The organism is Streptomyces sp. SID5785 (assembly GCF_009870065.1).
GTDB lineage: Bacteria > Actinomycetota > Actinomycetes > Streptomycetales > Streptomycetaceae > Streptomyces.
Genome location: NZ_WWIA01000038.1, coordinates 1 through 7,960 on the forward strand (window position 1 = coordinate 1; position 7,960 = coordinate 7,960).

General features: G+C 74.9%; 8 protein-coding genes. 7 read left to right on the forward strand and 1 reads right to left on the reverse strand.

The features are described from left to right. From GTW43_RS01320 to GTW43_RS01335, 4 genes are all read left to right on the forward strand, one after another. A partial coding sequence (locus GTW43_RS01320) for a substrate-binding domain-containing protein (RefSeq protein WP_161299681.1) occupies positions 1-475 on the forward strand: 475 nt, incomplete at its 5' end. A 98-nt stretch (positions 476-573) separates the two neighbouring features. Continuing rightward, positions 574-1,602, forward strand: coding sequence for a Gfo/Idh/MocA family oxidoreductase (locus GTW43_RS01325; protein WP_202500910.1), 1,029 nt, complete (start codon positions 574-576; stop codon positions 1,600-1,602). A 1-nt stretch (position 1,603) separates the two neighbouring features. Continuing rightward, positions 1,604-2,626 carry a Gfo/Idh/MocA family oxidoreductase gene (locus GTW43_RS01330; protein WP_161299682.1) on the forward strand — a complete coding sequence of 341 codons (1,023 nt, stop codon included), beginning with the start codon at positions 1,604-1,606 and terminating at the stop codon, positions 2,624-2,626. After that, positions 2,626-3,483: a Gfo/Idh/MocA family oxidoreductase gene (locus GTW43_RS01335; protein ID WP_161299683.1), complete on the forward strand. Its 858-nt coding sequence runs from the start codon at positions 2,626-2,628 to the stop codon at positions 3,481-3,483. Before GTW43_RS01330 ends, GTW43_RS01335 begins: the two co-directional genes overlap by 1 nt. 48 nt (positions 3,484-3,531) lie before the next feature. Here the strand turns inward: GTW43_RS01335 and GTW43_RS01340 are convergent, their stop codons facing one another. Next, entirely contained in the window at positions 3,532-4,332 is an 801-nt protein-coding gene (locus GTW43_RS01340) for a hypothetical protein (RefSeq protein WP_161299684.1), read from the reverse strand. A 272-nt stretch (positions 4,333-4,604) separates the two neighbouring features. Here GTW43_RS01340 and GTW43_RS01345 point away from each other — a divergent pair, with 272 nt between their 5' ends. The 3 genes from GTW43_RS01345 to GTW43_RS01355 form a co-directional block, all read left to right on the forward strand. Continuing rightward, positions 4,605-5,582: an alpha/beta hydrolase gene (locus GTW43_RS01345; RefSeq protein ID WP_161299685.1), complete on the forward strand. Its 978-nt coding sequence runs from the start codon at positions 4,605-4,607 to the stop codon at positions 5,580-5,582. After that, positions 5,579-6,826, forward strand: a complete 1,248-nt coding sequence (locus GTW43_RS01350; RefSeq protein WP_161299686.1) for an acyltransferase — start codon at positions 5,579-5,581, stop codon at positions 6,824-6,826. Before GTW43_RS01345 ends, GTW43_RS01350 begins: the two co-directional genes overlap by 4 nt. 47 nt (positions 6,827-6,873) lie before the next feature. Further along, a partial coding sequence (locus GTW43_RS01355) for a histidine kinase (RefSeq protein ID WP_161299687.1) occupies positions 6,874-7,960 on the forward strand: 1,087 nt, incomplete at its 3' end.

Sequence of the window (7,960 nt, forward strand, 5' to 3'; positions counted from 1 at the left end):
CGGCCACACCCGCGTCGCCTACCTCAGCGGACCGGCCCGGTCCTGGGCCAACGGCCAGCGCCGCAAGGCCTTCCGCCGGGCCGCCGACCGGCTCGGCGTCGAGCCGCACGTCCTGCCGTCCCGCATGTCCACCTACGCCGCCGGACAGCAGGCGGCCCCCGCACTGCTCACCTCGGGGGCGAGCGCGGTCGTGGCCTTCGACGACCTGATGGCTCACGGGGTGCTGGCCGGGCTGGCCGCCGAAGGAGTGTCGGTCCCGGCCGAGTTCAGCGTCGTGGGCTGCGACGACGTGATGGCGGCCCAGACGTATCCACCGCTGACCACGGTCTCGGCGCGCGCGGCGGAGGCCGGCGCCGCGGCGGTCGATCTGCTGACACAGCGGCTCGGGCGGGGGGCGGAGGCCGCGTCCGACGTGCGGGTCCTCCTCGACACGGCGTTGGTGGAGCGGTCGACGACGGCCGCTCCGCGAGGCTGACGCAGCGGGCCGCCCGGCCCGCTCGCCCAGCGGCGGCGGGCGAATCCGTCACCCCCGACTCCCTTGACGTGCAACCGGTTGCACACTTCAATGTCCGCATGCCCGACACCCCGGTGCTCCGGCTCGCCGTCCTCGGCGCCGCGCACCCACACGTCACGTACGCGCTCGACGAACTCCCCCATCACGCACCCGCCTACACACTCGTCGCCGTCAGCGACCGGGACCCTGCGCTCGCCGCCGCTCACGCGGGCCCGCACCGCGCCCGCGCCTACACCGACCACCGCGCCCTCCTGGAAGCCGAGCGCCCCGACGTCGTCATGGTCGCCGGCGTCTACGCCGACCGCGCCCGCACCGTCGTGGACGCTCTCGACGCCGGCGCCCACGTCCTCGCGGACAAGCCCCTGTGCACCTCCCTCCCGGAACTCGACGCGATCGAGGCCGCCGCGGCCCGCGCCGGACGCACCGTGTCGCTCCTCCTGGAGAAGCGGCACTATCCCGAGACCCTCGCCGCCCGTCGGCTCCTCGCGCGCGGCGACCTGGGCGATCTCGTCATGGTCGCCTCGTCGGGCCCGCACAGGCTGAAGCGGGCCGAGCGCCCCGGCTGGTTCCTGGACCGGCGCACCTACGGCGGCATCATCGGCGATCTGGCCGTGCACGACATCGACCTGATCCTCCACCTGTCCGGAGCCACCGCGGGCACCGTCGCCGCCTCGAGCCCGGCCGGCGCTCCCTTCCCGCTGCACGGCGCGCTGCTCCTGAACGCGGGCCCCCTCGCGGCGACGGTCGAGGTCAGCTGGCTGACACCGGCGGCGGCCCCCTGGCACGGCGACTACCGGATGCGGCTGACGGGAACCCGCGGCACGGCCGAACTCCTGTGGGCCCGGCAGCGGTTGACCGTCGTGACCGACTCCGACGCCCCGTACGAGGCCGTCCTGCCGCCGGGCCGACGTCCGGCGCAGGAGGCCTTCACCGCGCTCGCCGCCGGCCGGTCCCCCGAGGTCGACACGGCGCAGAGTGTCGCGGTGACCCGGATCGCCCTGACCGCCCAGCTCAGCGCCGACGAGGGCGGCACGCTGCACCCCTGGACGACCACCGCCCCGCACCGCTCCCCCGCGAACGGACACTGACATGCGATTCCTGCTCATCGGCGCCGGCGTCATCGGCGAGGTGCACGCCCGCCTGATCTCCTCGCTCGGGGACCGGGGCCGGCTCGTCGCCGTGGCGGACGCCGACCCGGCCCGTGCGAAGGCGCTCGCGGACCGCTTCGGCGTCGACGCGACCGACGACATCCCCGCCGCCCTGGCACGCCCCGACATCGACGCGGTCAGCGTCTGCGTGCCGAGCGGCGGTCACGCCGACCTCGCCGTGGCCGCGCTGGAAGCCGGCAAGCACGTCGTCGTCGAGAAGCCGATCGACATCACGCTGGAGGCGGCCGACCGCATCATCGCCGCCGAGCGGACCTGCGGCCGCACCGTCGCCGTCATCAGCCAGCGGCGCTTCCAATCCGCCCCCGCGTTCGTGCACGCGGCGATCGGAGCGGGGCGCCTGGGCCGGGTGACGTCGGCGATCGCCGAGTCCACGTTCTGGCGATCGCAGGAGTACTACGACTCCGGCGGCTGGCGCGGCACCCGGGCCGTCGACGGCGGCGGGGCGCTCATGAACCAGGGCATCCACGCACTCGACCTGCTGGTCTGGATGCTCGGTGAACCCGTCGAGGTGACGGCCTTCGCCGCCTGCCTCGCCCACGAACGCATCGACGTCGAGGACACCCTGGCCGCGACCGTCCGGTTCGCGAGCGGCGCGATCGGCACCCTGACCGCCACCACCGCCGCCTATCCGGGGCTCCCGGTGCGGCTGTCGGTCCACGGCGACCGGGGCAGCGCCGTCATCGAGCGCGAGGAGCTCACGTCCTTCCACACCGTGGAGGGCGGCGACGAGGACGGGCCCGCTCCCGCGCCGCCCGGCGCCTCGGGCCAGGCCTCCATCGACACCGCTCACCGGGACCAGTACCTGGACTTCCTCGCGGCCGTGGCGGAGGGCCGTCCGCCCGCGGTCGGGACGGCGGAGGGGCGCCGGGCGCTCCGACTGGTCCTCGGCATCTACGCGTCCGCCCGCACCGGCAAGCCCGTCACCCTGAACGGAGTCTCCTGATGCGCATCGGGATCATCGGCACCGAGAACAGCCACGGCGACCACATCATCCACCACCTCAACGTCGAGGAGGCCGGCGGCGACGCCCGCGTCGTCGCGCTCAGCGGCGGACGCGGTCCGCGGAACACGGCGCTCGCCGAGGCCGGGGGCATCGACCTCGTCGTCGACGAGCCCACCGAACTCCTGCCCCTGGTCGACGCCGTGATCGTCACCGACCGGCACGGCGGACTGCACCGCGCGCACGCGGTCCCGTTCCTGACGGCGGGCCTTCCCGTCTTCGTCGACAAGCCGCTGGCCTGCTCCGTGGCGGACGCCCGGGCGATCATCGACGCCGCCGTCGCCCACGACGCACCCCTGACCTCGTCCTCGGCACTGCGCTGGATCCCGGACACCGACGCGCTCGCGGCCGACACGGCGCCCGGAGGCCCTCCGCTGACGGTGACCGCCTCCGGCCCCGCCGACCCCGGCAGCGAGCACGGCGGGGTCTTCTTCTACGGCATCCACCCGGTCGACGTGGCCCTGCGCCTCGCCCCGGGCGCCCTCTCGCCCGTGCACACGCACACCACGGACGCGACCGTGACGACCACGTTCACCGCGGGAGCCACCCGCGTCGTGGTCAACCTCGTCCGCCCCGACGGTCCCCGCCAGATCCCCTTCCACGCGATGGTCCTGACCCGGGACACCGTGACCGCACGGGAGTTGACGCTCGGCCCCGACTACTGCGTCCCGGGCCTGGAGGCCTTCCTCGACATGGCCCGCAGCCACAAGCCCCCGATCGACTACGCCGACCTGCTCCGCCCGGTACAGGTCCTGGAGTCGGTCGCCGGCCATGTGGCACGGCTGCGGGACGGACGCTAGGCACACCCGTCCCCGGGCCCGCCCCGCCCGGGGACGTCCGCCTCCGCCTCAGACCCCGCGACGCACTCCCCTGCCGTCGCACGGGAGCTGAGCCGCGGGGTGGTGGGCGCGGAAGTCGCGGTAGGCCTGGTGCTCCACCTCGGCGATCGCCGTCGGAGCCACGTTGATGATGCCGCCGAAGGGCCGGTCCACGTCGCGGATGATCACCAGCATCGTCGTCAGGATGGCGGTGATCACCGTGAGGGTGATGAGCTGGCCGCGGTTGTTCTTGCGGGGCAGGCAGACGCCCAGGGCCACCACGGTGATGAAGAGGGTGGCGAGCAGGAACCAGAAGAAGGCGCTGGGGATACTGGCGCTCGCCTGGGTCAGGCGTTCCTCGCGCTCGTCGGAGCGCTTGTTGTCCGCGGTGACGAGCATCCCGAACACCGGCTCGCCCTCCAGCGAGCGGAAGGTGTGGCGGAAGTCGGTGGACCACACGCTGGGCGCCGTCGAGCCCTCGCCGTCGGACATCGCGGGCCACTCCTGGGTGCGCACGGCCCGGGCGTAGCAGACCGCGCCGGCCTGGATCTTGCCGCGCTGCGCGGCGGGCGCGTACTCCGCCGTCTCCACCAGCTGGTCCAGGGCCCGGGACTCGCCGCGGGAGGCGACCTCGGCCTTGCCGTAGGAGCCGTTCGCGGTCACCAGGACGAACGCCAGGATGAGGACCGTCAGCGTCAGGAGCGGTCCGACGAGGTCCTTGACGGCCATGCCGGTGTCGTCGTCCTCGGCCAGCAGCCGGGGCCGCAGGAACCGGTTCGCCGCCAGCCCGACGATCAGGGCGACGGCGGCGAGGACGATGACGAGGACCACGAACGGTCACCTCCGGTGGGGGGGGCGGGGCGCCCGGGCTCCGGGGCGCGGGCAGGGCCTCGTGATCATGTCGCGGCCGGTTCCGCGCGGCGCGGCCGGAAACGGGCACACGCCCTCGTACGGGGGATGTTCCTTCCTCCATAAGGGCCGCCGGTCCACCACCCCCTACCCCGGTATCACCTCAGGACCGGCACCCCGGAGTGACGCGCGGGGCCCCGCCCGCTCCCTACCTTCTCCTCGCCACCACCGACGAGACGCAGGGAGACGGACCGATGCGCCGCTTCAGGACATTGCTCACCACCGCCGTACTGACCACACTGCTGGTCGGCGGTGCGGCCGGCTGGGCCTCGGCAGGCGGCGAGAGCGCGCCGAGCGGTCCGCTGCCCGGCACCGCCGCCTGGCGTGCCGACGACACGCTGGGCCGGCCGCTCCCCGACCCGGTCACGGCGACGCCGTCCGAGGTGGCCGCCTTCTTCGCGACGCTGACCGGACCCGAGCGGCAGCGGCTCGTCGCGGCCTATCCGGCGGTCGTGGGCAATCTCGACGGCGTGCCGGTGGCGCTGCGGTACCGGGCCAACGCGGCCGCAGGCGACCGGGTCCTGGCGTACGACCCGCGCGGCCGGGGTCGGATCGCACAGGTCGCGGGCGACCTGGAGCACGCCACGCACGTCGCGGTGATCGTGCCCGGGTCGGACGTCGACGCGGGCCGCTTCGCCCGGACCGCGCGGTGGGCCGCCGATCTGCAGAAGGCGGCCGGGGACGACACGGCCGTCATCGCCTGGGCCGGGTACACGACGCCGTCCGGGATCGGTCCCGATCTCGCGACGGGCCGCCTCGCCGGTCCGGGCGCCGCCCGGCTGGTCCGGCTCACCGACGGCCTGGACGCGGCCGGGCTGCCCGACCCCGCCCTGTTCTGCCACAGCTACGGCTCCGTGGTGTGCGGTCTCGCCGCCCGGGCCACCGACGCCCGCGACGTCGTCGTCGCGGGCTCGCCCGGGATGCGCGCCGACGACGCCGGGGACCTCGGCACGCACGCGCGGGTCTGGGCGACGAGGTCCCCGCACGACTGGATCGGCCGGGTGCCCCATGTCGAGGTGCTGGGTCTCGGCCACGGAACGGACCCCACGGAACCCGGCTTCGGCGCGCGGGTCCTGCCCGCCGGCGACGTGGCGGCCCACGACGGGTACTTCTCGCCGGGCACCTCCACGCTGGCCGCCTTCGCCGGGATCGCCGCGGGAGAGCCGTCATGAAACAGCTCACGGCCAGCGGCCGCCGCACCGGTCCGGCCCGGATCCCGCGGCTCGCCGCACTCGCCGACCGGATCGACGCCCGGACCCCCGCCCACCGCGACCGGGCCCTCGACGGACTGCGCGCCCTGGCGCTGCTGGCCGTCCCGGCCGGTCACTGGCTGGTCGGCGGCTTCACCCTCGACGCGGACGGCGGTCTGCACAACGCCAGTCCGCTCACGACGCTCGGCGGGCTGGCCCCGGCCAGCTGGCTGCTCCAGATGCTGGGCATCTTCTTCCTCGTCGGCGGCTGTTCCTCGTACCTCTCCTACCGGCGGCGCACCGGCACGGCCCGGCAGTGGACGGTGGGCCGGCTGCGGCGCCTTGGCCGGCCGGTCCTCGGCGCGACCGCGGTGTGCGCGCTGCTCCTCCCGGTCCTGCACTACGGCTTCCACGTCCCGCTCGCCACGCTGCACACGGCGTCGACGCTCGTCGTCCAGCCGTTGTGGTTCGTCGCCGTCTACGCGGTCATCACGGCGCTCACCCCGTACTGCGTGCGTGCCTCGCGACGGCTCGGCGGCTGGGCCGCCGCGCCGCTGATCGGCACGGTGGCGGTGGTCGACCTGCTGCGCTACGGACCGTACGCGGACGCGATGCCGTCCTGGATCAGCCTGGTGAACCTGCTGCCGGGCTGGATGTTCGCCTACCAGCTCGGCGTGTCCTGGGCGGACGGGCGCGTCGGCCGTCGCGCGGCCTGGCTGCTGCTCGGGGGCGGGACCGCGCTGTTCGCGACGCTGCTGCTCGTCTTCCACTACCCGCTGTCGATGGTCGGCGTGCCCGGTGCGGACCGGACCAACTCGCACCCGCCGTCCCTGCTCGTGCTGGCGCTCGCGGCCGCCCAGTCCGGTGCCGCGATCCTGCTGCGGGACCGGCTGGCCCGCCTCCTCGGGCGTCCCGCGCTGTGGGCGCCGGTCGTGGTCGTCAACCTGTCGGCGCTGACGATCCTGTGCTGGCACCAGGTGGCGATGCTCGCCGCGGCGGTCCCCGCCTCGTACGCGGGCCGGATCGCCGGTCTGACCGCGGCGCCGGACTCGGTGGGCTGGATCCTGGCGCGGCTGGCGTGGATGCCGCTCTTCGCCGTACTCCTCGTCGTCATCGCGGCGTTCGCCCGGCGCCTCGAGACCCCGTGGGTCCGTACGGGCGCACTGCGCCGGACGGCGGCGGGCGTGCTCGCGGCCGGGTTCGTCTCCTTCGCGCTGGCGGCCTGAGCCGTGCCGCGCCCGGTCACGGCACCGCCGACCCTAAGCTGGCGCGCATGACGTCAGTGGACGAGAAGCCCCCGCGCGCCCTGCTCGCGGGGGCCTCCCATCGGTGGGTGCGGCTGCTGCCGTGGTGTGTGGCGTTCGTCCTCGCCGTCGCGCTGCTGCCCACCACGATCCAGGTGCTCACCGCCGACTACGGGCTGAACGGCGGCGTCGCGAGCGCGCTCGCCATCGCGCAGACGGCGCCGCTGCTCCTCGCCGTCGTCCGCCCGCTGCAGGCCTGGTACGTGATCTTCGCGGCGGATGTCGCGGGGGCCGTCGCCCTCCTGGGTGTGGACTTCGATTCGCACCGCCAGTGGCCGTTCCCCGTCATGGAGATCGTCGGCTACGTCGGGCTGTGTCTCGCTCTCGGGCTGCGGGAGCGGCGCCGGACCCTCGTCCTCGTGTGGCTGGCGACGGCGGCCGCGAACGCCGCGCTCGCGTTCTTCGCACCGCACGGCGCGGGCGCCGACGGCATGCTCTTCACCATCCTCGGCGGTGTCGCGCTGCTCCTGGGCGGTGTCCTGCGCGAGCGGTACGAGGTGCAGCGCAAGCTGGCCGAGCAGGAGACCATCAGCGAGGCCGAGCGCGGCCGCCGCACGCTGCTCGAGGAGCGGGCCCGCATCGCGCGGGAGCTGCACGACGTCGTGGCCCACCACATGTCCGTCATCACGGTGCAGGCGGACACCGCGGCGTACCGCCTCCAGGACCTGCCGCCCGATGTGCAGGAGGAGTTCACGTCGATCGCGGCGACCGCCCGTGAGTCGCTCGGCGAGATGCGCAGGCTGCTCGGGGTCCTGCGCAACGAGGAGACGCACGGCGAACTCGCCCCGCAGCCGGGCCTGGCCCAGATCGGGCAGCTGGTGGAGGCGACGGCGCGGGCGGGCGTGCCGGTGGAGTTCGCCCCGGCCGGACCCGGCGACGCCGAGGTGCCGGAGACGGTCGGGCTGTCCGCGTACCGGATCGTCCAGGAGGCGCTCGCCAACGTCGTCCGGCACGCCCCGGGGGCGGCGACCCGGGTGTCGGTGTCGCGGGTCGCGGAGGTTCGGCACACGGCGGGCGACGGGCCGGACGCGGCGCCGGACGGCGGGCCCCGGCTCA

Excerpts from the sequence above, each read along its gene's own strand:
- GTW43_RS01335 (WP_161299683.1), top strand. The coding sequence starts at position 2,626 with ATGCGCATCGGGATCATCGGCACCGAGAACAGCCACGGCGACCACATC.
- GTW43_RS01345 (WP_161299685.1), top strand. The coding sequence starts at position 4,605 with ATGCGCCGCTTCAGGACATTGCTCACCACCGCCGTACTGACCACACTG.
- GTW43_RS01325 (WP_202500910.1), top strand. The coding sequence starts at position 574 with ATGCCCGACACCCCGGTGCTCCGGCTCGCCGTCCTCGGCGCCGCGCAC.
- GTW43_RS01330 (WP_161299682.1), top strand. The coding sequence starts at position 1,604 with ATGCGATTCCTGCTCATCGGCGCCGGCGTCATCGGCGAGGTGCACGCC.
- GTW43_RS01350 (WP_161299686.1), top strand. The coding sequence starts at position 5,579 with ATGAAACAGCTCACGGCCAGCGGCCGCCGCACCGGTCCGGCCCGGATC.